Source organism: Luteolibacter sp. Y139 (genome assembly GCF_038066715.1).
In the GTDB taxonomy this organism is placed as follows: domain Bacteria; phylum Verrucomicrobiota; class Verrucomicrobiia; order Verrucomicrobiales; family Akkermansiaceae; genus Haloferula; species Haloferula soli.
Genome location: NZ_JBBUKT010000016.1, coordinates 65,052 through 89,373 on the forward strand (window position 1 = coordinate 65,052; position 24,322 = coordinate 89,373).

Sequence of the window (24,322 nt, forward strand, 5' to 3'; positions counted from 1 at the left end):
ATCTGCACAACCGTGAAGGAGATTTGGGAACTGGCAATTAGCCCGGCGATGCTGCCGCTGACGATTCTGTTGGTTCCGGTCGGCCTTTACTGGATATTGACCCTGGTAGGAATCGCAGGCCACGGGATTTCGCATGGCCACGGTCATGGTCATGTTTCCCACCACGGCGGAGGTCATCATGGTGGCGGCCATCACGGTCCCGTCCACGGTGCTCATGGCGCTGCCCATGGCCCGGGTCACGCTCACGGCCATGCCCACGCGCACAGCCATACCCACGGGCAGCATCATCATGGCCAGGGCGAGCACCACTTCTTCGCCGATCTGCTGCAAGGAGCGCTCCGCGTCGTCAATGCCGAGGAGATGCCCGTCATGGGAGTCCTCTCGGTTCTGATCCTCTTCCTGTGGGGCGGCGCGATGCTTGGCAACTACTGGTTCAACCCGGGTTCGAGCGGTTCCATGGGTGCGCTGGTCATCCTCGGGGCCCTTGTCAGCGCGGTGATTTTTACCCGGCTGGTGCTTACCCCGCTGAAGCCGCTTTTCAAATTCTTGCAAAACGATCCGGAGCCGGAAGCTCCTCTCATCGGCCGGACCGGCTATGTCCGCACCGCCTTTGTCGATGAGAAATACGGCCAGGTCGTGGTCGATAACCGCGGCGCCCCGATCATCGTGGGAGCCCGTACGGCCCAGGACAGCGAACCCATCGAACGGAATGCCCACGTCTTGCTCGTGAGCCGCGACGAGGACTCCGGTCTCTACGTCGTCCGTTCTGCCCAGTGATCCCGATCCATCCATTCTCCCCAACCAACGCTAATACCATGTCTGCGATTCTAGCTGACTTCAATGTACCGTCCGTAGTCACAGCGCTTATTGTCGGCGGCGTCCTCGTCGCCGTGATCGGTAGCGCGGTCGTCATGTCCATGTTCTACCGCAAGGCCCAGCGCGGCCAGGCGCTGATCAAGTCCGGTGCCCGTGGCACCAAGGTCAGCTTCAACGGCATGACCGTGTTTCCCGTGGTCGAGCGCATGGAGAGCATGGACATCTCCCTGAAGCGCGTGGAAATCGACCGCGTCGGCAAGAACGGCCTGATCTGCAAGGACAACATCCGCGCGGACATCAAGGTGGCCTTCTTCGTCCGCGTGAACCAGACGGAGGAAGACGTGCTCCGCGTGGCCCAGTCGGTCGGTTGCGATCGCGCCTCCAGCGCTGATGAGATCCGCGATCTCTTCGACCCGAAATTCTCGGAAGCCCTCAAGACCGTGGGCAAGCGCTTCCTCTTCACCGAGCTTTATGAAGAGCGCGAGACCTTCCGCGACGAGATCATCAAGATCATCGGCACCAACTTGAACGGCTTCATTCTCGACGACGCCGCGATCGACTACCTGGAGCAGACTCCGCTGGAAATGCTCGACCCCGAGAACATCCTCGATGCCCAGGGTATAAAGAAGATCACCGAGCTCACCGCGGTTGAAGCGAAGCTTTCTAACAACATCGTCCGCGACAAGGAGAAGGTCATCAAGCAGCAGGACGTGGAGACCCGCGAGGCGATCCTCGAACTCGAACGCCAGCTAGCTGAGACCGAGGCCAAGCAGAAGCGCGAGGTCGAGAGCGTTCGCGCCCGCGAACAGGCGGAAACCATGAAGGTGCAGGAAGAAGAGCGCCAGAAGGCCCAGCGCGCCAAGATCTCTGCCGACGAGGAAATCGAAGTCGCGACCCAGAACAAGGACCGCCAGGTCCTCGTCGCCCAGCGCAACAAGGAGCGCACCGACGTGGTCGAGGTCGAACGCGTGAAGCGCGACCAGGAACTCGAAGCGATCGAGCGCGAGCGCGTGACCACGCTGAAGGGCATCGAGAAAGAGAAGGCCGTCGAAGTGGAGAAGAAGGCGATCCAGGACGTGATCAAGGACCGCGTCGCGGTCGAGAAGCTCGTCGTGATCGAGCAACAGCGCATCAAGGATACGGAAGCCTTTGCCGGTGCCGACCGCGAGAAGCAGGTCAAGGTGACCCTCGCCGAGGCGGTGGCCCAAGAGGAAATGATCCGCAAGGTCAAGGAAGCCCAGGGCTCGCAAGAAGCCGCGAAGCTGCGCGCCGATCAGGAGCTCTACGGAATTGTCAAAGCCGCGGAAGGCGAGAAGAAGGCTGCCGAGCTCAAGGCCGAGCAGGTCGTCATTTCCGCCGAAGCCGAGCAATCCGCGAGCGAGAAGCTTGCGGTCGCCAAGAAGCAACTCGCCGAAGCCACGGCGAAGGAAATTGCCGCCCCGGGCCTCGGCGAAGCCGAAGTCCTGCTGGCGAAGGCCGATGCCGTGCAGAAGCAGGGCACCGCGGAAGCCGAGGTCAGCCGCTTGAAATTCGAAGCGGAAGCCGAAGGCATCAACAAGAAGGCCGAAGCCATGAAGCTGCTCGAGTCCGCCGGCCAGGCCCACGAGGAGTTCAAGCTCAGGTTGGAGAAGGAGAAGGCGGTCGAACTCGCCGGTATCCATATCCAGAAGGACATCGCCGAGGCTCAGGCCATGGTCATGGGCGAGGCGATGAAGTCCGCCAAGATCGAGATCATCGGTGGCGAGAGCAAGTTCTTCGACCAGATCGCCGGAGCCATCTCCCGCGGCAAGTCGGTGGATCGTATGGTCGCCCACAGCGAGGTGCTGCAGGACGTGAAGGAAACCTTCTTCAACGGTGACCCGGAATACTTCAAGTCCCAGCTCAAGGAATGGGCCGGCCAGTTCGGCATCTCCAGTGAGGACGTGAAGAACCTCACCGTGGGTGCCGCCATCGCCCAATTCCTCGGCAGCGCGACCGGTGACACCCGCAGCAAGCTGATCAGCCTGCTAGGTGCCGCCGACCGCTTCGGCCTGGCCGATCAGAATGCCGGCAAGGTGCTGAGCTGAACGCTTGATTTCTGAGACACGCGGTCGAAAGGCCGCGTGTCTCTGGCTTCCATTTTCCATCGTATGGCTGAGGAAACCCCCAAGCCCGACCAACTCGAAGGCGGCGCGTATGAAGTCATTCGCGCCCGGCTGGACAAGCACGCCGCGACTCTGCGAACCGGGCTCGATGCGTTGAACGTCGAACGTCTCCAGGTGTTCGGCGGCATCGAGACCGCATTGCTCGCCACCGAGCGCGTGTCCACGGAGCACAATTGCGTGGCCCGTGATCTGGTCGCGATCGGCAAGCACCGCTTCCTGTTCGGCTACAACATCCAGTTCGGCCTCAAGCAGACGACCGATATCAAGGACGTCTTCGCCGCCTACGATTTTAGCCCGGAGTCGCGCTCCTTCACCGCGCTGCCAGTGGAGGAAGTGCTCGCAGGCCCGCGCTTTGCCGAGGACTTCGCGTACCTCTTCAAGTACTACCGGGAGGCCGTCTTCCTGAAGTTCATGCTCATCGGCCCTCACCTTTACCTGGTGATGCGGGCCGGCAAGACCATCGACGACATCAAGGCCTTCAAGTGGCGGCTCGATGGCGATGGCACTCTCGAATACCTCGGCAACCGCTTCGATCACGAATGCGTTTTCCCGGCCCAGCAGGAGTTCCAGTGGCAGCGAGCCCACCGCGGCATGCATCGTGCCGGCGTCCACCCGCACATCTCGATTGAAGATCGCGTCTTCGTTGAAACCGTCGGCGGTGACCTGACCGTGAAGGTCGAGGATAACACCGCCACCGGCCAGGGCATCTACTCCGAGCCTGTCAGTGAAAGTGACCAGACGCTTGATGACGCGGAGATTTTCTACGCCACCGTCGGCTCGCTAATCCTGCTGAAGATTCTCCCCTATCGCGAAACCCTTCACCGCTATCTGGTCTTCAATGAAAAGACCAAGACGGTGCATCGCATCGATGCCATCGGCGACTCGTGCGTGCTGTTGCCCGACGATCACGGCCTGATCTTCGCCAATGGCTACTTGTTGCAAACCGGCGAAGCGAAAACCTTCGACCACGGTCTGTTAGACATGCGCTTCGAGCGCAAGGTCGCGAGCTCGAACGGTGAGGACGTCCTCTACTCCTTCTACAACCGTGCGGCAGGTGACTACGTCCTGCTCTCCTACAACCGGATCCAGCAGTCGGTGGAGACGCCGATCGTCTGCTCCGGATATTCGCTGTTCGGCGATGGCGAGCTCGTGCTGTTCCGTGGCGATGGCCAGCCGCAGAAGCACCACGCCCTGCAAATCTGGCAGACGCCTTATCTGGACGACGAGACGAGCACGGCGGCTGCCACCAATAAGGACTCCTTCCTCTACAAGATCGGCAATCCCGAGTTGGTCCGCGGCATGGCGGAGTCGCGCGAGCTACTCACCTTGCTGAACAAGGACGACTCCTTTGCCGGCCTCTACCTCGACATCGTCAAGCAAGCGGGTGACCTTCTCGATGCCTACTTCTGGCTGGATCGCAGCGAGTGCCAATCGCTCGCCGCGCCGGTTCGCGAGATCAAGCGGGCCGGTGAAGCGGCCATCGGCGAGTTCGAGAAGGTCCAGAAGCTCCGCGCCGTGGCTGCCGAACGCACGGCAGTGGTTCGCACGGCCGTCGAGAAGCTGGTCCGTGAAACGCAGACCTCTCCTCCGGATGCCTTGCAGGGCTTCGTTCATCAGCTCGCGGGGTTGCGGAAGCTTCGTGGCGAGATCATCGGCTTGCGGGATGTCCGCTACACGGACGCCGCGACTATCGCCGCGTTCGAGAAAGAGGTGGTCGAGACCTCCGATGCCGTGTCGGCCCGGACTGTCGATTTCCTGTTAGGCGAGGATTCCCTGAAATCCTACGCCGCAGCCATCGATACCCAGGAAGCCGCGCTCGCGAAGATCGCGAAGGTCACCGAGGCTGACGAAGTCGCCACGGCTCTCGACCAGGCGGCGACCGAACTGGAGATGCTGATCGAGATCGTCGGCGGATTGAAGATTGCCGATGCCACCCAGACCACGGCGATCATCGAGCGGATTTCCGCGCTCTACGCGCGACTGAACGGGACACGCGGCTCGCTGCGCAACAAGCGCAAGGAACTCGCGCGCGGCGAAGGCGAGGCGCAATTCGCGGCGCAGATGAAGCTGCTGTCGCAGGCGCTCGCGAACTACCTCGACCTCTGCGACACCCCGGAAAAATGCGATGAATCGCTGACCCGCCTGATGGTGCAGGTCGAGGAGCTGGAAGGGAAATTCGCCGAGTTCGACGAATACATCGAGCAGATCTCCACGCGTCGCGAGGAGATCTACGATGCTTTTGAAGGTCGTCGCACCCAGCTCGTCGAAGCTCGCGGCAAGCGGGCAGGTGCGTTCTTCAAGTCGGCCGAGCGAATCCTCGCCGGCATTCGCAATCGCGTCTCGTCCCTGGGCGAAGTGGAGGAAATCCATTCCTACTTCGCGGCTGATCCGATGATCGAAAAGGTCCGCGACTTGATCGGCCAGCTCCAGGAGATGGGCGACACGGTCAAGGCGGACGACCTCCAGACGCGCCTCAAGACGCTGCGCGAGGACGGCGTGCGGCAGCTGAAGGACAAGAAGGATCTCTACGTCGACGGCGAGAATGTGATCCGCTTCGGCAAGAATGCCTTCAACGTGAACACGCAGCCTTTGGAGATGGCCATCGTACCCCACGAGGATGCGATGGCGTTCCATCTCACGGGCACCAAGTTTTACGAGCCGATCACCGACGCGGAGTTCCTCGCTACGCGCGAGGCGTGGGATCTGGAAGTGCCAAGCGAGAGCCCGCGGGTGGCTCGAGTAGAGTATCTCGTGTGGCAGTTCCTTTATCGCGGAGCTGCATCGAATGACCTTCTCGCGGGCGTGCAGGCCTTCATGCAGCCCCGCTATGCCGAGGGCTACACCAAGGGCATTCACGACGAGGATGCGGCGAAGATCCTCGCTCTGTTGCTGCCGATTCATGCGGAAGCCGGGTTGCTGCGCTTCGGGCCGCGTGACCGTGCGGCGGCGGTACTGTTTTGGGAATCGTGGGACGATCCGGCGAAGACACGTCTCGCAGGACAGTTCGCGTCCTACGGGAAGCGTCGTAGTTTGTTCGCAGGAGGCGACGAGATTGAATCGTGGAAGAAGAGGCTCGCGGAATCGTTTGCGAAGTGGAGCGCCGACCACGGTCTGTTCACCGAAGTGCACGCGACCAAGGCGGCCGACTATCTTTCTGAGGAACTTGCAGCCGGAGGGGCCTTTCTTGTTTCTGCCGTCGCGGCCGAATTGAGCCGCCAATTTCAGCAAGCCCTGGTGGCGAAGCGGGCGGAGAGTATTTTCAAGGAGTTGCTCGGTGACCAGGACGCTCCCGCCTTCGTTCGCTACGAGATTGCCCGTGACTGGCTGGCGGGATTCGCGGTGAATCATCCGGAGGCTCTCACGGATACGCCTGCCGAGTTGCTGCCGGCAGTGATCGATGAAGCGGCGGTTCATTTCTCTCGCGGCGGCTTCGAGCAACGCGCGGTGAAAACGGTGCCTCTCTCGTTCCGTGTAGAGGGGCTGCGTTCCAGCCACACGCGGATCGTCGGTGGTGCGCTGGAGATTCACTATAGCGAATTCCTGGATCGCCTCGATCGGCATGAGCGCACCGATGCTACTGCCTTCCGTGCCTTGGCAGAGCGCAAGTCGCAGCTCACCGGTGCCAAGCGCCAGACCATGCGGCTGGATGAATTCAAGCCGAAGGTGATGAGCGCCTTCGTCCGAAACCGTCTCATCGACGAGGTCTATCTTCCATTGATCGGCGACAACCTTGCCAAGCAGCTCGGCACCGCCGGCGCGAACACGCGCACCGACCGCATGGGCCTGCTGCTGTTGATCTCGCCGCCCGGCTACGGCAAGACGACCATCATGGAGTACGTCGCCAATCGTCTCGGCCTCACGTTCGTGAAGATCAATGGTCCGGCTCTCGGTCATCGCGTGCTTTCGCTTGATCCCGCCGAGGCGCCGAATGCCTCCGCCCGCATGGAAGTCGAGCGCGCCAACCTCGCGCTGGAGATGGGCGACAATGTGATGCTATACCTCGACGACATCCAGCACACCGATCCCGAGTTCTTGCAGAAGTTCATCAGCCTCTGCGATGCCCAGCGGAAGATCGAGGGTGTGTGGAAGGGCCAGGCGCGGACCTATGACTTGCGTGGCCGGAAGGTCGCCGTCGTCATGGCGGGCAATCCTTACACCGAAAGCGGCGGCAAGTTCCAGATCCCGGACATGCTCGCGAACCGCGCCGACACCTACAATCTCGGCGACATCCTCGGCGGCCACGAGGCTGCCTTCAAAGGAAGTTACATTGAGAACTCGCTCACTTCGAACGCCACGCTCTCGAAGCTCGCCAGTCGCTCGCAGAAGGACGTGCTGATGCTCATCCGCGTCGCCGAAACGGGCACGCGCGATGGTGCCGACTTCGAGGGCAACTACACCCCCGCCGAAGTGGAAGAGATGCTCGCCGTGGTGAAGCACCTGCTCACCGTCCGCGACACCATTCTACGGGTGAACCTCCAATACATCGCCAGCGCCGCGCAGGAAGACGCCTATCGAAACGAGCCGCCCTTCAAGCTCCAGGGTTCGTATCGAAACATGAACCGCATCGCCGAGAAGGTGCTGCCGCTCATGACTCCGGAAGAAGTGCGGCAGATCGTCATCGATCACTACCGCAGCGAATCGCAGAACCTCACCACCGCCGCCGAGGCGAACTTGCTGAAGTTCTACGAGATGGAAGGCATGCTCGATGAGAAGCAGGCCACGCGCTGGGAGCAGATCAAGAAGGAGTTCGGCAAGCGCAGGCTGCTCGGCGCCGGCGGCGAGAACGATCCCATCGCCCGTGTCGTCGCGCAGCTCACCCAATTCAACGACGGCCTCGAAGCGATCAAGGACGGCATCTCACGAGCGGGCGAACGCTATGCCGCTCCCCAGTCACTCGCTGATCAAACCATCGGCCAGCTTCGCACCATCATCGAAGGCCTCCGTGCAGTTCCCGTGCAAGTGGACATCAAGGTCGTGCCCGTGCAGGACGAGAAGAGAAGCATTGAAAGCGTCGACTCGTCCGACAAACCGCCTTTGGCCTTCGAGCCGGAAGTGAGGCAAACGGATTAAAGGCGGGCGCTTGATGCATCACGACTCCCGCGACCATCGGAACTTGCGCTCCGCTTCAGTGATGGGCTGGTCGTTGATGCTGGCATAGCGGCGGGCCATGTAGCCGTGTTCATCGAACTCCCAGTTTTCATTGCCATGGCTGCGCCACCACTGGCCGGTTTCGTCGTGCCATTCGTATTCGAAGCGCACGGCGATGCGGTTGCCGGTGAAGGCCCACAGGGTTTTCTTCAGGCGATAGTCGAGCTCGCGCTGCCACTTCTTTGTTAGAAACGCGACGACCTCCTCGCGGCCGTTGAGGAAGTCGGTGCGGTTCCGCCATTCGGTGTCTTCGGTGTAGGCGAGGGAGACCCGTTGCGGATCGCGGGTGTTCCATGCGTCTTCGGCGGCCTGGACCTTTTGGAGGGCGGTTTCTTCGGTGAAGGGTGGGAGTGGCGGGCGTGGATTCATGGCGATGTCGGTGGATGGAGTTGGGATTCGAGTTCGGCGATGCGCGCCTTGAGAGGGGCGATCGCCTCAGTCACTTCGGCGGCAGTGTAGCGCGGGGTGATGTACTTCGGGCAGTTCCAGTCGTAGGAGACGATCCGGATCCGGAAGATGCGCTCGGTCAGCTTCACCATATCGGGCGCGGCGATTTGGGCGACCAATTCGGGATGCTCGCGGGCATCGAGCACCTCGGCGTGGCCGAGCAGTTTGAGCCGCACGCGCTGGGGATAGTCCATGAGGAACAGGCATACCCGGTCGTTCACGGCGAGATTGCCGGTGCTGAGCATCTGGCGGTTGCCCTTGTAGTCGGCGAAGGCGATTTCATTCGGCGAGATGACTTTCGCGAAGCCCGCCGGGCCGCCGCGGTGTTGGACATAAGGCCAGCCGGTCTCATTGACGCTGGACAGGTAGAAGCTGTCGCGTGATTCGATGAAATCAATCTCATCCGGCCCCAACGGATCGTTTTGGATCGCCGGAGGGAGCGATTGGGAGCGGCCATAGTAGTGCTGCTGTGCGGCCCGCACCGCCGGGGTGAAGGCGACTTCGAGGAATTTGTGGGCCATGGCGATGGGAATGGTTCGGACTGAATTGGATGGGGCTACCGGTGAGCACACTTGACGTGGCCGACCGGATTTTGGTGCGGTTAGAACACCAGCACCTGCCAGCCGTCAGCGAGGTAGCGCCTCAGGCTGAGCAGGCCGGTGGGACCCGCCGCAGTGTTGTCCTTCTTTTCCGGAACGCCGGAGGCTTCGAGGCCTTCGGTCGCACCGAAAACGGCCGCGCAGGCACAGGACGCGCCTACCACGAGGTCGCGCACTTCATTGTAGAGGGCATTGGCCGGATGAGTGATCTTCGAAAGCTGCTCGGGCCAGCGGGTGCCAGTGCCGATGAAGCTGACTTCTACCTCGTCTCCGGCCTGCTTGCCTTCGGCGGCCACGGCGAGCGCATTGAATGCCCGGGCAAGGGCTTCTTCTCCGGCCTTGGGATCGCTGATGAGAATGACGGCTGTTTTCATGGTGTCGCTTGATGTCTGTTGGTGGTGTGCTCGCGGGAATGGTTCCCGGTCGACGAGCACATCCTGCCGCGATCCGCGTACTTTGGATAATGCCGCTTCGCTGTTGCAGCTATGCCGGATCGGCATAACATAGTGGCGTGATTGATCGCATCCGTTCGTTGCTGGCCGTCATCGAAGAGGGCAGCGTCAACCGCGCCGCAGTCCGGCTACGCATCACCCAGCCCGCCCTGAGCCGGCAGATGAAACTGCTGGAATCTGAAGTCGGCGGGCGCCTGCTGGAGCGTGGATCCAGCGGTGTGACACCCACCGGCCTCGGCCACGCGCTGGTCAAGGTCATGCGTCCCGTCGTCGATTCCTACGATGCAGCGCTGGCCGACGTGCGTCGCCAAGCGCGCGGCTTCCGCTCGGAATTGCGCGTGGGATTCCTGATCTCCGCCGCGCAGCCCATCCTGACTCCTGCCCTCGAGCGGCTGCGCAACACGCATCCGGAGATCAAGCTCAAGCTCCACGACATGTCGCCCAAGGAACAGATCGACGCCTTGGAAGCCGGGGAGATCGATCTCGCCCTGATCGGCCAGGAAGGGGCGGTCGCCGCGCGTGATTTCCATAGCCTCAAGCTCGGCTCCCTCGGCGTGTGCGCCGCGCTTTCCTCCGGGGACCCGCTGGCAGCGCGGAAGCGGATCGCCATCAAGGATCTCGCCGGCCGCGATTTCATCGGCGCGGATGAAGATCATATGCCGGGAAGAAACCGCTGGATCGCTTCCCTCTGCCGGTCGGCTGGTTTCAAGCCGCGCTTCTTGTCGATCATCGACGGGATCACGCACATGCTGTCGATGGTGGCTTCCGAATCAGCGGTCACCTTGCTGCCGGATTACTTCAGGGCGGCCAGCCACCCGGGCGTCACCTTCGTGCCAGTCGCGGATGCGAATGCACGCTGGGACCTAATCGTGCTGTGGCAACGCGGCAAAACCTCCGCGGCCACAACCGCCCTCGTCGCCGCGCTCAAGGCGACCGCATCGTAGCTAGAGGCTCCTAACAGTCCGAGCCCCTTATTGAGGTTCCATCACCCTCAGCCGCAGGTAACCCTTGCCCATCTCCGGCTTCGCCACCGTGGCAGTCACCGGCACACCTCCCGAGCCGATCTCGCCTTGGTTGACGATTTCCCAACTCCACGAAAACTCCGAGAGATCGATGGAAAACTCGACCCGGAATTGAATGCCCGCGGCCACCGCCTGCACTGAAGGCGTGTAGGTGTAGCTGAGGACTTCGCCATCTCCATCGAAGGTGACCGGAAGCACGCCTGGCTTGCTGGGATCCATGCCCAGCGCGAACTTCACCAGGTTTGGAATATCATCGCCCTGCGGCGTCGCATCGTCTGCGCCGGGACCGTCGGTGCTGGTGCTGCCGGGGAAATAGGTCTGCCGCCAGCCTTCGAGGATCGTGGCCGTGGTGAAGAAATCGACTCCAGTGTAGACGGTCCCGATGCTGCTCGTGGCATAGGCCGCCACCGCATAGGTCGTATTCGGCTGTAGCCCGGCAGCGGTGGTATTGAAGGCCCCCGTGGTGCCGCTGACCACGATGCGCGTCACGCCTTCCGCCCCGATCCGCGGATTTTCACTCACGCTGAGGCTTGAGAAAACGATGCCGCGTTCCGTGACCAGAGCATCGCCTTGGGAAATCACGTCGCCACCGAGCACCGCGGTGTCATCCGTCACCTCGCCGATGGTCGGACCCGTGATCGTGGGCAGCGCAGGCGCGGGTCCTGTTAGAACGTGCACGTGCTCCAGCTTGCTCCCGATTCCCGTAACCAGCCGGCCGCTCAGCGCGCCGTTGCCCGTGATCTCCACGGGAGTGAGGCTCAGGACCGTGCTGCCATCGCCAAGGCCGGATGGGAGATAGCCCCACGCATACAGACGTCCATCCGATGTCACCGCGAGGCTGTGCCGCAGGCCCGCGCGGATCTTCACCACCGTCTTGCCCGCCAGCGCGCCGCTCATGTCCACCATCACCGGAGAGCTGCTGGAGTTAGCCGTCGCATCACCGAGTTGGCCGCTTGTATTCGCGCCCCATGCATATACCTCGCCCTCGCTGGTGACTGCGAGCGCATGGCTGTAGCCGCAACTGATCGCCGTGACCGTTTTCCCCGCGAGGACTCCCGTGACATCCACCCCCACCGGTGCGGCACGATCGGTAGTGGTGCCATCACCCAGCGCTCCTTGCCCGTTCGAGCCCCACGCATAGACCCTTCCTTCGCTGGTGAGGGCCAGACTCCTCTCGTTCCAGGCGCTGATCGCAGTGATCGTCTTCCCGGCAAGCGCGCCGCTCATGTCGACCGCCACCGGCGATGCTTCCGATGGCCCGGCCGCACCGGTGCCAAGCTGCCCGGCATTGTTCAGGCCCCACGCATAAAGTTCACCCCCGCTCGCCAGCGCCAGCGTGAATCCGTCGCCGACGCTCACCGCCGTCATCGTCTTGCCCGCCAGCACGCCGCTGTCATCCACCGGGTAAGGCGTATTCGCCGGGAAAAACCCTCCATGCCCGAGCTGGCCGTAGGCGCCATTGCCCCACATGAAGATCTTTCCATCGCCCGTCAGCGCGGCACTCGCCGCATTGCCCGCACTGATCGCGGTGACGGTGTGACCGAGTAGCGCGCGATGCATGTCCACCGGCACCGCCACATTGCTGAAGGTGCTCGTGCTATTGCCCAGCTCGCCATAAATGTTCGCCCCCCACGCAAACAGCTTCCCGTCCCCGGTCCGTACCAGCGTGTGTCCCCAGCCATCTTCCACCTCCGCGATCGTCTGGCCCCACAGCGCTCCGGATTGATCGATCGCCACCGGCTCGGCGCGATCCGTCGTGGTGCCATCGCCGATGCGTCCCGACTCATTGACACCCCACCCGAGGAAGGCAGAGCCCGAGGGCGCTCCACCATTTCCCGTCAGGATGATCTCGAATGTGGTCTGATCCGGATCGTTGCTCGTGAGGTAGAGCGCCGCCGTCTTCGTCCCCTCGCTGTCAGGAGTGAAGGTGACTGTTAGACTCGTGCTGCCTCCCGCAGTCACCGATGTCGAAGGCGGGGTCGTGATCGCAAACAATCCCAGATCCAGCCCGGCTTTCGTCACCGTGAGTCCAGCCATGGCACCCGTTCCTACATTGGAAATGTCGAAGGAGATCTCCTGGCTGCTGCCCACCGCTTGCGTTCCCCAACTGCAAACCGAACCGCTCACCAACGCCTTGCCCGGCGATTGCGACACCGCGATGTCCGCCTCCACCGGCAGCGCCCCATGCGCGAGCGCCACGAGGTGTTCTCCGCCGATGTCGATGCGCGAGATCATCTTGCCATGAAGCTGGCCGCTCATGTCACCCGCCACCGGACTCAGCCGATTGAACATCAGCCCGCCCGACTGCCCTTCGGCAAGGGCACCCCAGCCAAAATACTCCGTCCCGGAAGCCGAGGTCGCCATCGTCACCCCCTGTCCGGCGGTAATGCTCCCGAGAAGCTTCCCCGCCAGCGCGCTGCTCACATCCACCGCCACCGGACTCGTCCGCTGGCTCTTGGTGCCATCGCCAAGCTGGCCGCTCTCGTTCGCACCCCACGCATACGCCTTCCCGGCAGCAAGGACCGCGGTATATCCATAGCCGGCGGAAAGCTGCGACACGCGATTCCCCGATGACGGCTGTGGGATCGCTGACAGATCCACCAGCACCGGCGTGTTGCTGCTCGTCAGCGTCCCATCGCCAAAGGCTCCGGTGCTGTTGTCGCCCCACGCGTAGCACAAGTCATCCGTGGTCGTGACGATCGTGTGCTCGTCCCCCGCACTGATGAGGTCAATGAATTTGCCCGCCAGTGCTCCGGTGACTTCGGCAGGCGTGTTGTAAAACGCGCCGCCACCCGTCCCGAGCCTGCCATTGGAGTTGTAGCCCCACGCATAGAGCTTCCCATCGGAGGTCACCGCGAAGCTGTGATGCGTGCCAGCCTCGATCTTGATGACCGTCTTCCCATCGACCAATCCACCGGCACCAACTGCCACCGGTTGCGTCTGGAACAAATACGATCCGATCCCGAGCTGCCCCTGGCCATTGTCACCCCACGCATACACCTTCCCCTCCGAAGTCAGTGCCAGGCAATGCTTCCCTCCCACGGAAACCGTAGTCACGAACTTCCCCGCCAGAGCCCCGCTCGTCAGCACCGCCACCGGCGAAGCGCTGTCGACCTGATTGCCACTGCCGAGCTGGCCCACGTCATTGACGCCCCACGCATACACGAGCCCGTCCTGGTCCACCGCCACTGTGTGGTAGCTCCCCGCGTCCAGATCGCGCAGGAAGCGTCCGGCCAGCACGCCCGTCTTGTCCACATGCACCGCGGAGGTGCGGGAAAGGGTGCTGCCATCACCGATCTGTCCGAAGGTATTGCCCATCCACCCATAGCCATCCCAGTCCATCTCGGTCGCACCGGAGCCATCGACCGGAATCCGGAAGGGATTGGCAAAAGCGCCGCTGCTCGTGCTGGTCACACTCACCATCGCATTCTTCGCACCGGAGGAGGTGGGACTGAAACGCACGTGAAACACCGCCGTCTCTCCCGCCCCCAGCGTCGTCGCGGTGAGTCCCAGCACCTCGAACTGCTCCGCATCCGCACCCGAGGCCGTCACCGTCAGTCCCTCCAGCGGCAGTTGCCCGTCATTGCGGATCGTGAAAGGCCGGAGCTCCTGCGAATGCAGCGGCAGGTTGCTGAAATGAACCGTGCTTTGGTTGTCGGTCCGCTGCGATCCACCGGCTCCCACGCCATTGAAAACCTGGAGGTAAGGCGCGGGATCCTGTGCCGCGAGTAGATAGCCGCCGAAGGAGTTGATAGAGATCGCCGTCGCGATCTTCCGGTCCAGCGGCCCCGTCATGTTCACGGCCACCGGAGTGTGGCTGTCGGTCGTGCTGCCATCGCCGAGTTGACCGTGCTCATTTTGTCCACAGGCATAGACCTTGCCGTCCGACGTCAGCATCAGGTGGAAATCCAGACCCGCCACGATGTCCGTCACCGTCTTGCCCGCGAGAGCTCCGCTCATGTCCACGGCGACCGGCTCGTAGCGGTCGGTGGTGGTGCCATCGCCGAGCTGGCCGTGATCATTGCGCCCCCATGCATAGACCTTGCCGTCCGAGGTCAAGGCCATCGAGGTGAGCACTCCCGCTGAGACCTTGGCCACGGTCTTCCCTGCCAAGGCTCCATCCATGGTGATCAGGACGGGAGAACTGGCGCTGGCGGTGCTTCCCGTGCCCAGAGTCCCCCAGCTACCGCTGCCCCATCCGTAAACTTTTCCCTCTGTCGTCACGGCCAGCGAATGCGACTGGCCGGCACTGATGTCCGTCACCGTCTTGCCGGACAGCTCCCCGTTCATGTTCACAGCCACGGGTTCGGCGCTGATGCCCTGGCTACCGGTTCCGAGCTCGTATCCGAAGTTGCGGCCCCACCCGTAGATTTTTCCCTCCGAGGTCAGAGCCAGGCTGAACGGACCGCCTGCGCTGATCTTCGTGACCGTCTTGCCGGCGAGCGCTCCGGTCGCGATGACCTCCACCGGGACCAGTTCGGGATCCGGGAAGGTTAAGGGGGAGTCTTGATACATTTCGCCATTGCCTACGGCCCCGAAATAAGTGTCGCCCCAGGCATAGACCTTTCCTTCCGACGTCAGCACCAGCGAGTGATCGTTGCCGACTGACACATCCGTGATCGTCTTCCCGGCCAGCACCCCGCTCATGTCCACCGCTACCGGCTCGGGGCTTCCCATCACGGTACCATTCCCCAGCGCTCCGCCCGCTCCAGCGATTCCGCCCCATGCATAGAGTTTGCCATCGGACGCCAGCGCCAGCGCCGTGTGGTTCGAGCCCTGCATCAGCGTGATGGATTTCCCTGCCAGCGCGCCGCTGGTCACCACCGGGCTCGGCGTCAGGCGTTGCTCGGAGGTGCCATCGCCGATCTGGCCGAAGTTATTCCAGCCCCAGCCATAGCAATCGGCAGCTCGCGCCGGTTGGAGAACTCCGGAGAGGGTGGCTAGCAGAAGACAACTCAGGGAAACAAAGGTCGCTTTCATGGGAGGGGTCGTCAAAAGCCGGTCAGGAACAGGGAAGTCCTGCTGACCGGGGTGAGATGGGCGAGCTACTACCTAAATCACCGCCACAGATCAACGTTGCCTTTACTATCGGGCATTATGAAACATGCCCGGTCCCTTACAAAAGTTGGACCTTGTAGTGTGGATTGGCCTAACACCGCCAAAAAGCTCAGCGCTTCCTGCGGCGGAACCGGATCATGAACCCGTTCGTCGGCGATCTTCTCCCATGTCCCCGCATGGCGGATATTCAGGGACGTTCGTAGTGGAGCTCCACCAAATCGAAGTTTCCTGTGTCGCCGGGTTTGCCTGCAACAACGACGCCGACTCGGGGCGCGCGGTCCCATGGCGGGATGAAGGCGCCGTCAATCTCTTGGTCGCCGATGGCTTTCCATTCCTTGCCGTCGGTGCTGGAAGAGAAGCGGAACTTATGGCCTTCGCGAACGACCATGCGGAGTTGGAGCTTTTCACCCTCGGGGAGAGGGCTGGTAGCCAGTTGCTTTGGCTGGCCCTTCTCCACTTTCGAAAGCACCAGGCTTTTGTCTTCGATCCGAAGGACGAGCGCGCTCTTTGCTTCACCATAGATCGCGATACCCTCTTGCGCTGGACCACTAGGCTCGACGGTGGCGGTGAGTGTGTAGTCTCCTTGTTGCACACGAACGCCGAGGAAGGTTCCGGCCGGACTCGCCTCAGGCGCATCCGAGACGCCGAGATGAAGCGCGCCGTCCGCGATCTTGATAGTGGGTGAGTGACGAAGATCCCACTGCCATGCGAGTGCCGGTTTTGGATTGTCGAAAGAGTTCGCGAAATCCGCGGGGCTCGCCGCCTGCTGCTTGCCGAAGGGCGAGATTCCCGTCGCGCGAGGTGTTGGACCACCTGCGAAGACTGGCCAGCCATTGTCCTGCCAAGAGATTTCGCCGAGAAGACCCTGCCGGCCGGTGTAGACATTCTCCTTCGCGTTGTACGCGTGATAGAGGAAGAAGTCCCGCTTGTCCGGAAGCGTGACGAGGGTGCCGTGACCCGGGCACTTCCATTCGTCGCCGCCGGAAAGGATGGGATTCACGGGAGACGGTTCCCACGGGCCTTTCAGGCTCTTGGCACGAGAGACTTCGAGCTGATAGTCGCAGCCGCGGCCGCAGCAGCCCTTGGTGGAATAGAAGACGTAATACCAATCACCGCGACGGGTCATGACCTGGCCTTCGGCAGAGATTGGCTTGCCGCCTTCCTGCAAGAGTTCAAACGGCTCGCCCTTTAGCTTCAGGGCATCGTCCGTCATTTCGCTGGCGAGCAGGGAAACGGGGCGGTTCTTTTCCAGGCCATACGCTTTCCAGGAGAAGTAGAGCTTGCCGTCGTTATCCTTGAAAACGAAGCCGTCGATCGCCTCGGAGCCCCACTCCAGGATGATGCCTTTGTCGGTGAATCCTTTCGCCGGGTCGTCGCTCGTGGCCACGCCGATCACCGAGACGTTGTCGGATTTCCTACGGGCCGTGTAGTAGACGTAGAAGGTGCCGTTGTGGTGGTACAGCTCGGGTGCCCAGAAGCTGCCGGACGTCCATTCCGGCATCTTTTCAAAGACGTGGCCGATCTGCTGCCAATTGACGAGGTCCTTCGACGTGTAGATCGGGTAGTGAGGCGCCCATTCGGAAGAAGTACCCGCCGCATAGTAGGTGTCGCCGACGAGGATGATGCTCGGATCGCAGAAGTCTCCGCCGATCACCGGATTGCGGTAGGTGACGGCGGGTGCTTCCTGAGCCTGCGCCTTGAACGCTCCTCCGCAGAGAGCAAGGCCAGCAAAGGTCGAGATCAACGCGAAGGCGCCAACGTTGGAGCGGGGATTCATGGACCCATGAGGCCCTCATCATGCCGGAAAAAGCAAGGAACCTGTGAATCTTCGCCACTACCCCTGATTCAATATGATGTCGTCCGCGTTGAAGAGCTTGCCGTCCGGACCGGCGGAGCGCAGCCCGAGGACATCACGCGAGACCGGATGGAAGTAATAGGGCGTGCCCCAGCGATCCAACAGCCTGCCGGTGCTTGAGATAGCTGGGTGCTTCGCGGGCAGCACCGCGAAACCCTTGTCATTCCGGCCGGTGAGCTGACTGACGATCTCATCGTTTTCTCCCCCTGCGGGACTCGCCCCTTCGTTCGCCTTGCGGAAGATGGTCACCAATACATCCAGTATCTCCAAATCGTCCGCCGTAGTCGTGTCGGGCGCATTCAGCCGTCCCGCAATCTCGGCGGCTTCAGGAAGCAGCGTGATGGCAGGTTGGGATTTCCGCACCAATGTGGGAGGCCGTTTGACATCTCCATAGTCGCACAATGCGGGCGTCGCTACGGGAGCCCCACCAAGGGTGGAGGAAGACACCGCGGCCTTCCTCCACCCGATGGAGATTCCGATCATCGTCAGGGCGATTCCTGAAAGGAGGATCGTTTGTTTTTTCATCGGCCCAATCCAGATCAGAGGAACCCGAGATTCGCGCTGCTGCCGAAGGGATCTTCGAAGCGTGAGAGGTTCGGGAAGATGTCCGCAAGGTAGGTCGGCGAAACGCCGAGCCACTTGGCGGACACGGAGGCATACTGATCGACGGAGGTCGTGGGGATCCAGCGGCCGCGATTGCTGGACCCGGCATCGAGTCCCGCGCCGAGCACCAGCGAGGGGAACGAGCCATAGATCTGGCCGCCATTCACCGGCCCTCCGAGCACGATCTGGTGACCACCCCAGCCGTGGTCGGAGCCCGCGGTCGCGGCATCCTGTCCATTCGGCGTCAGCGTGCGGGTGAAGTCCGAGTGGGTGATGGTCACCACGTTGTCATTCACGCCGAGCGCCTTCAGCGTGTCGCTGAACGCCTTCAGGCTATTGCCCAGCTCTCCTAACAGATTGTTCTGGGCATCGAGCTGGTCCTGGTGGGTATCGAAGCCGCCGATGCTCGCGAAGAAGATCTGGCGGCTGTTCCCCAGCGCGGTGCGCCCCGCGATCAGCTTGGCAATTGCCTTGAGCTGGTCGCCGAGGTTCGACTGCGCATTCAGGAACAAGTTGTCGAAATCGACGCCCGTGGCGGCGGCGGCCGTGAGTGCCGCGCCGACGAGGCCTTCATTCGCGCGAGCCCGCTTCACGACCTTCGCATGATCATCATCGAGCAAGTGCTGGTAGGTGTGGTTCGTGATGTCATCGAAGGCCTTGAGCCGTTTGCCGACGGTGGTCGTCTTGTAGCTGCCGTCGCCATTCAGGGCATTGCCATAGGGATTGCCACCGGCGGCGTAGCCCGCCAAGGGGATCGCTCCGTCCGAAGTCACCGCGTATTGGACCTCCTGGTCCGCCACTTGCAGGCTGTTGATTCCGGAGAGGCTCACCGAAAGAGACACTTGTCCCTGCGCATAGCCTTGCGAGGCGAGGAGATCCGCAATGCGACCACCCCAGCCGCGGCTGAACGGCTGGTCTGGCACCGAGCTCTGCCACTGGACCTGCTGGTCGGAGTGAGAGAAAAGCTGCGGCGGCAGCGGCACCGTGCCCGCGTTATAGTCGGCCCGTGTGGTCGGATACACCAGCGTTCCCACGTTCGCGACGAAGGCGAGCTCGCCGCTGTTGAAGAGCTGGGCGAGACCTCCGGCCGCGGGATGCACGCCGTAGTCCGCACCTGCTCCTGTCAGGGGAATCGAAGCGGGCTGACCTGCCACGTAGGCGGGATCATTCGCATCGAGGATCTTCAGCACGCCGCGCGCACTCTTGTATTGGCTATACGAGCCGTGGCCCTGGCGCGGGATGAGCAAGTTATTCGAGTCGTTTCCGCCGAAGAGGAAGAGCACGACCAGGGCCTTGTAGTCGCCCGTCGGAACTCCTTGCGCGAGGGCCGAGTTCACCAACCGCAAGTGAGCCAAGGTGTTAATCACTCCCGTCATGCCAAGCGAAGCGCAAGCAGACTGGCGGAGGAAAGAGCGGCGATTCTGCAGCGAGTCTTTGTCCTGTGATTTCATGGTGAGGAATGGTGTGGGATTACTTCTGGTTCACGTATTCCGGTGAGGTGGCGAGCAGGTAGAGCAGCTCCTTCACCCGCACGGCGGTGGTGGTGGCAGCATCGAGTGATGCGGCCGATTGGATGATGATGCTGCGTGGATTTGGCGTGGCTGCGCTGGCGTAGCTCGCCTTGAAGTTCCCCGCAGTGAGCAGCAGATCGAGTTGGTCGAGCACCGCCGTGGACGCTTGAGTGACACTGTCGCCTGCGGTGATCCGCGCGTCGTAGAGCTGCTCGTAGACGGTGCGATCAAGCTTCACGTTTTCCTCCAGCGCATCGGTCGAGCCGACCAGCCGGTTCACGTTCTGGCCGTCATTGTTCTGGATGATGGTGTTCGCGTAGTTGGTGGTGCGGATCACGCCGGTCTCCGTGCTCAGTTGGAGCTCGGGAGCGACCAAACCTGCCTCGGCCAGTGCGCCACCCGGATTGAAGCCAGGCAGGAACCAGTTGAAGACGGTCGGCGCATTCTGTGGCGTCTGAGCGAGTGCGTCGTCCGTGTTCGGATAGCGATACAGCGTGGTGCCGGTGGGGAAGTTGTTGAGTTGGGCCGCCGGGTAACCGTAGGCGCTCAACGTGGACAGGGGCAGCGATGACTTGCCGTCGAAGGCACGCAGCAACTGGATGTAGCGGACGATTGGTTCCTTCTGCTTGCCGGAGCCGACTTGCTGCACGAGCGACAGGTCACGCGCTTCCGGATCGAGGAGGATGGCCCTGAAGACCGCCTTCAACGCTCCGCGGGTGCCGGAGCCGTTGTTCTCGAACTTCTGCGCGACGCGATAGACGTAGCCGCGGCTCGGGTTGGAAGTGACCAGCCGTTGGATCAGTTGCCGGCTGACAAATGGTCCGACATTCGGATGAGCGAAGATGATGTCCAACGCCGCATCCAGATCCGCCTGGCCTGCGAGACCGGCAGTGATGTTGCTTCCCAGCACGGTCTTCGCGCCGGTGTCGTGATAGGCCGCGAAGTTCTTCAGCGGATTCGTCCACGATGCCTGGTAGTAGGCCGGGCCGTTTCCTTGGAAGAAATTCGTATTGTCCTGCACCGGGTAACCGGAGCCCGCCGCGCCGTTCTTCTTGCTGAAGCTCCAGCCGGTGAAGACACGGGCGAGGTTCGTGATGTCGTCGTTGTCGTAGGTCGCGATCGGCAGGCCATCGCTTCCCAGCTTCAGCGTGCCATCCGGATGAAGCTCCACGAGACCGATGGAGAACAGCTGAAGGATCTCCCGCGCGAAGTTCTCGTCCGGGCTGATCAGCACGTTGCCATTGCCGTCCGTCACCTCCTTCTGGTTCTGAAGGTGGCTGAGGTATTTCCCCATCACCGGGCTCTTGCTCACGTCCCCGAGCAGGGTGCGGAAATTTCCGTCCGCGCGGGTGCCGAGCTGGTCGTAGTAGTTCGCAAGGCCATAGTGCTTGTTGCGAAGCAGGGCGAGATCCTCCGAGACCACGAACAGCTCACTCAACGCGAAGGCAGCCCGCTGACGGAGCTGGTCCTGTGCCTTCGTCGAAATGAGCCACCAGCCGCGGCGACGATTGTGGTAGGACGGTTCGTCGTTGTTCGTGAAGTTCGAGGGCGAGGCACCGCGCAGGTTCCACTCGTGGGCATCCGCCGCTTCGGTGTAGTCTAATAGCTTGGTCTGATCGTAGGCGAACTGGGTATCGATCCACGCCGAGTAGGCCGCGATGCGGTCGCCGCCATACGTGGTCTGGATCGAGTTCACCAGTGCATCGATCTCCGCCTTGGTCGGACCGAAGGTTGCCTGGGTCAGGAAGCGGGACACGTCACGCGTCAGCGCATCACCCGTCAGCACCGCTGGTGTGGGCGGCGCGGGTGGCGCCGTGAAGGTGCTGGAGCCGGTCTGCCGCGTGAAGGTGCCTGCAATCTCTCCGCCGGGATAGGTGCCGGTGCCGATGTTCAGGTAAACCCACTTGCCGCCACTCTGAAAGAGGCCATCGATGAGATCCTGCCCGGCCAGCGCGCCGACGGGATTGATGGTCCAGGTTTCATTCGACACCTGGCCGATCGGCAGGGTGGGCCGCAGTTCCGGTCCCACGCCCGAGGTCACGCCGTATCGCAGGTAGGCATTCACCTGATTCGATGTCAGGCCGCTGAAGCTGAGATTCACCCGTGCCGCGGTCTTCGATCCATTCAAAAACAGCGTCGCGACACCGGAGCCATAGCTCTGCGCCGTGCCCTGCCGGGTGAGATAGGCCACGAACAGCTGCTCGTTCTGCGGTGCATCGGTCGCGTCCTTGATCTTCACCGTCGCCGCGTTCGGCGAACCGACGGAGTATCCCGAGCCGGTGGAAACCGTAAGCGAAACGCTCTCCGGATACTCCTCCAGCGCATCAAGCGTGGGAACGATGAACACCGTTCGAGTAGTCTCCCCGGCCGCGAAGGAAACGGAGCCGCTGAGGGTCGCACCGCGGTCGTCCTTCACCACATAATCGCCGGACGATGCCGTGCCACCCAAGGCGAAAGCCACGGTCGCCGGTGCCACACCGTTTCGGGTGATCAGGAATGCAGCACGTCCGCCCTCTTTCTCAAAGGCATCCGGTGCCAAGGTGGTGACGGTGATGCTGCCGCTGCCATTCGCGGCATTCGGATTGGTCCCGTAAGTCTGCTCGGCGAGGTTGTTGAGCCCGTCGCCATCGGGATCGAGCGTGGCGTCGGCGGCGTTGTTAGGATTCAGGCCGTTGGCGAGCTCCCATGCATCGGGCAGCCCGTCCTCATCCGTGTCCAACGCTCCGGCGATTGAGAGAAAGCCGGTTTTCTCCGCGGTGTGGGCCACGTTGACGTCCAGCGACGTTTCCTCCTGCAGGCGCAGGTCCGCGCCGATCGCGCTGAGATTGCGGAAGCGCAGGGTCACCGGATCGGTGTCGTTGCGCGTCTGCACGTCCGCGAAGAGGAGGGGATCAGCGACCTTCCGGGTGAAGGACTGCGACTTGAAGAACTCTGTCACGTCCGCCGCTGTCACGACCGTGTTCACCGAAAGGAAAGGCGGCGTGATGAGACGGCCATTGCCCTGCTGCACCGCCAGGTAGTGCACCGCCTCGTTGACGTGCGTCTGATCCTGCGCGGCTTCTTCTTCGAGCCTAACAGAGAAGCCCGTGGCCGTGACTCCGCTGATTCGCGACTTCACCGCACTGGTGCCATTGCGTGTCGTCGTCTGCGTGAGCACCACCGGAGCCGCGGCAAATGCTTCCGAGAAAGTCAGTGCCGTGGCTGCCTGATTCACAGCGCTCGCACGTCCAAACTGCCAAAGCAGGCCACCGATGATGTAGCTGCCCTCCTCCGCCACCAGGTAGTGCACCTGCTCCTGCGCATGCGCGCCGTCCTGATAGTCCCATTCGTCGAGCTGCCACTCGAAGCCCGTCGAGGTCACATTGCGGACGCGGATCCCCACCGGCTCAGCATCGTTCTGCGTCGATGGTCCGAAGATGACGACCGGGTTCGCGTAGCTCGTGGAAAAGTTCACGGTCTGCCAAGTGCTCGCAGTCGCTTGGGCTTGCACTAGCTCGCCAAGCTCCAGCTTCGAACGCACCTCGCCTTCGGTTTCGCCAAGCACCAGGAAGCCGACATCCTCGGCATTGCCATGCAAGGTTTCTGTCCCCGCCGATTGCTCCTCTTGCAGGAAGATCTCCACTCCCGTGCTGCTGAGGTTCCGGCGCCGGATCACGAAAGGATCCACACCATTGTTCGTCTGCGACTGCGCGAAGATCAGTGGCTGCCGCACCGTGCTGCCGAAGGTGATCGCCTTCCACGCATCGGTGACGTTCGCGCCGGTCTTGGCCGCCTGGAAGACCGCACCATCCAAGGTGCCGGTGGAAGGCGCGATCGCGATCCAGCCGACCGACTCATTCGAAAGCGTCGCCGTATCCGACTCCTGCGTGATCGTCTTGAGCTGGAAATTTGTGGTGGTCACCGCCTGCACGCGGCTCGTCACCGCCTTGGCATTCGCGGTCGACTCTACCTGGGCCAGCACCACCGGAGCCGCGCTGAAGCCGCTGCCCAACGTCACCGTCTGCAAGGTGCGGGTCACGCTGGTGGTTCGACCCGCCTGCCAGGTCTTTCCATCGATCGTGTGCGTCCCCGGCTCGATCGCGAGGTAGTTCAGGGTCTCCTGACCGTGGACCCCATCAAGGTAGTCCCACTCATCGATCTGGTATTCGAAGCCGGTCGCCGTGACATTGCGGACGCGCGCCGCGAAGCCTGCGGCATCCGCATTCGTGGCTGTGCCGAGCACCACCACCGGAGTCGACGGAAAGGCCGTGGTGAAGGTCACCGCTTTCCACGTGCCGGCGTTCGGCTGGGAAAGAATCAGCGATCCGGATTCATACTTCGGGGCGGCTATCACGCTGGTGGCGAGACCAGCAGACAACAAGGAGCTAAGGACGGCGCTACGGCGCCATCCGGGTAAAGGATAGTTCATGTTAGAAACGTAAGGATTTCCAACGCCAGGAGCCACGTGGCCTGGGGCGAGGATTGGATTTCTCGGTTGCTTGGTCGCCCGGAGCCTTCCGGGCTGGAACCGCCGCCGTGGGGAAAACACGGTGGGCGAAATCGACGATCCTCTTCAGAGGTCTCAGTCGGCACTCAGGGACGCGGATTCACCGCGCAACCTTGAGCTGATCGAATCCTTACTAACTTGAGCGCTTTAGGCAATGAATAATTTCAAATCGGGATTCGAC

At 62.2% G+C, this 24,322-nt stretch carries 12 protein-coding genes; 4 read left to right on the plus strand and 8 right to left on the minus strand.

Features of this window, described 5'->3' with window-relative positions; genetic code table 11:
• The first annotated feature begins 12 nt into the window (after window positions 1-12).
• From WKV53_RS26810 to WKV53_RS26820, 3 genes are all read left to right on the plus strand, one after another.
• Window positions 13-777: a hypothetical protein gene (locus WKV53_RS26810; protein ID WP_341407923.1), complete on the plus strand. Its 765-nt coding sequence runs from the start codon at window positions 13-15 to the stop codon at window positions 775-777.
• A 38-nt stretch (window positions 778-815) separates the two neighbouring features.
• Window positions 816-2,882: a hypothetical protein gene (locus tag WKV53_RS26815; protein ID WP_341407924.1), complete on the plus strand. Its 2,067-nt coding sequence runs from the start codon at window positions 816-818 to the stop codon at window positions 2,880-2,882.
• A 63-nt stretch (window positions 2,883-2,945) separates the two neighbouring features.
• Window positions 2,946-8,030 carry a DNA repair ATPase gene (locus WKV53_RS26820; RefSeq protein ID WP_341407925.1) on the plus strand — a complete coding sequence of 1,695 codons (5,085 nt, stop codon included), beginning with the start codon at window positions 2,946-2,948 and terminating at the stop codon, window positions 8,028-8,030.
• 18 nt (window positions 8,031-8,048) lie between these two features.
• Here WKV53_RS26820 and WKV53_RS26825 read toward each other — a convergent pair whose 3' ends face one another.
• From WKV53_RS26825 to WKV53_RS26835, 3 genes are all read right to left on the minus strand, one after another.
• Window positions 8,049-8,477: a nuclear transport factor 2 family protein gene (locus WKV53_RS26825; RefSeq protein ID WP_341407926.1), complete on the minus strand. Its 429-nt coding sequence runs from the start codon at window positions 8,475-8,477 to the stop codon at window positions 8,049-8,051.
• On the minus strand, window positions 8,474-9,076 hold the full coding sequence (locus tag WKV53_RS26830) for a pyridoxamine 5'-phosphate oxidase family protein (RefSeq protein ID WP_341407927.1): 603 nt from the start codon (window positions 9,074-9,076) through the stop codon (window positions 8,474-8,476). Before WKV53_RS26830 ends, WKV53_RS26825 begins: the two co-directional genes overlap by 4 nt.
• Before the next feature lie 80 nt (window positions 9,077-9,156).
• Window positions 9,157-9,528: a hypothetical protein gene (locus WKV53_RS26835; protein ID WP_341407928.1), complete on the minus strand. Its 372-nt coding sequence runs from the start codon at window positions 9,526-9,528 to the stop codon at window positions 9,157-9,159.
• A 137-nt stretch (window positions 9,529-9,665) separates the two neighbouring features.
• On the opposite strand from WKV53_RS26835, the gene WKV53_RS26840 reads away from it, so the two are divergent.
• Window positions 9,666-10,550 carry a LysR family transcriptional regulator gene (locus WKV53_RS26840; protein ID WP_341407929.1) on the plus strand — a complete coding sequence of 295 codons (885 nt, stop codon included), beginning with the start codon at window positions 9,666-9,668 and terminating at the stop codon, window positions 10,548-10,550.
• Window positions 10,551-10,577: 27 nt separating this feature from the next.
• On the opposite strand, the gene WKV53_RS26845 is transcribed toward WKV53_RS26840, so the two are convergent.
• From WKV53_RS26845 to WKV53_RS26865, 5 genes are all read right to left on the minus strand, one after another.
• Window positions 10,578-15,608 carry an RCC1 domain-containing protein gene (locus tag WKV53_RS26845; protein WP_341407930.1) on the minus strand — a complete coding sequence of 1,677 codons (5,031 nt, stop codon included), beginning with the start codon at window positions 15,606-15,608 and terminating at the stop codon, window positions 10,578-10,580.
• Between the two features lie 265 nt (window positions 15,609-15,873).
• Window positions 15,874-17,463 carry a family 43 glycosylhydrolase gene (locus WKV53_RS26850; RefSeq protein WP_341407931.1) on the minus strand — a complete coding sequence of 530 codons (1,590 nt, stop codon included), beginning with the start codon at window positions 17,461-17,463 and terminating at the stop codon, window positions 15,874-15,876.
• Window positions 17,464-17,520: 57 nt separating this feature from the next.
• Window positions 17,521-18,066 (minus strand): hypothetical protein, encoded by a 546-nt coding sequence (locus WKV53_RS26855; protein WP_341407932.1) that lies wholly within the window; start codon window positions 18,064-18,066, stop codon window positions 17,521-17,523.
• A 14-nt stretch (window positions 18,067-18,080) separates the two neighbouring features.
• Complete coding sequence (locus WKV53_RS26860; RefSeq protein WP_341407933.1) at window positions 18,081-19,595, minus strand: DUF1501 domain-containing protein; 1,515 nt, start codon at window positions 19,593-19,595, stop codon at window positions 18,081-18,083.
• Between the two features lie 19 nt (window positions 19,596-19,614).
• Entirely contained in the window at window positions 19,615-24,063 is a 4,449-nt protein-coding gene (locus WKV53_RS26865; protein ID WP_341407934.1) for a DUF1800 family protein, read from the minus strand.
• Window positions 24,064-24,322 lie beyond the last annotated feature (259 nt).

Coding starts and splice junctions, on each gene's coding strand:
- WKV53_RS26815 (WP_341407924.1), top strand. CDS start 816: ATGTCTGCGATTCTAGCTGACTTCAATGTACCGTCCGTAGTCACAGCG.
- WKV53_RS26820 (WP_341407925.1), top strand. CDS start 2,946: ATGGCTGAGGAAACCCCCAAGCCCGACCAACTCGAAGGCGGCGCGTAT.
- WKV53_RS26825 (WP_341407926.1), bottom strand. CDS start 8,477: ATGAATCCACGCCCGCCACTCCCACCCTTCACCGAAGAAACCGCCCTC.
- WKV53_RS26830 (WP_341407927.1), bottom strand. CDS start 9,076: ATGGCCCACAAATTCCTCGAAGTCGCCTTCACCCCGGCGGTGCGGGCC.
- WKV53_RS26835 (WP_341407928.1), bottom strand. CDS start 9,528: ATGAAAACAGCCGTCATTCTCATCAGCGATCCCAAGGCCGGAGAAGAA.
- WKV53_RS26845 (WP_341407930.1), bottom strand. CDS start 15,608: ATGAAAGCGACCTTTGTTTCCCTGAGTTGTCTTCTGCTAGCCACCCTC.
- WKV53_RS26850 (WP_341407931.1), bottom strand. CDS start 17,463: ATGAATCCCCGCTCCAACGTTGGCGCCTTCGCGTTGATCTCGACCTTT.
- WKV53_RS26855 (WP_341407932.1), bottom strand. CDS start 18,066: ATGAAAAAACAAACGATCCTCCTTTCAGGAATCGCCCTGACGATGATC.
- WKV53_RS26860 (WP_341407933.1), bottom strand. CDS start 19,595: ATGAAATCACAGGACAAAGACTCGCTGCAGAATCGCCGCTCTTTCCTC.
- WKV53_RS26865 (WP_341407934.1), bottom strand. CDS start 24,063: ATGAACTATCCTTTACCCGGATGGCGCCGTAGCGCCGTCCTTAGCTCC.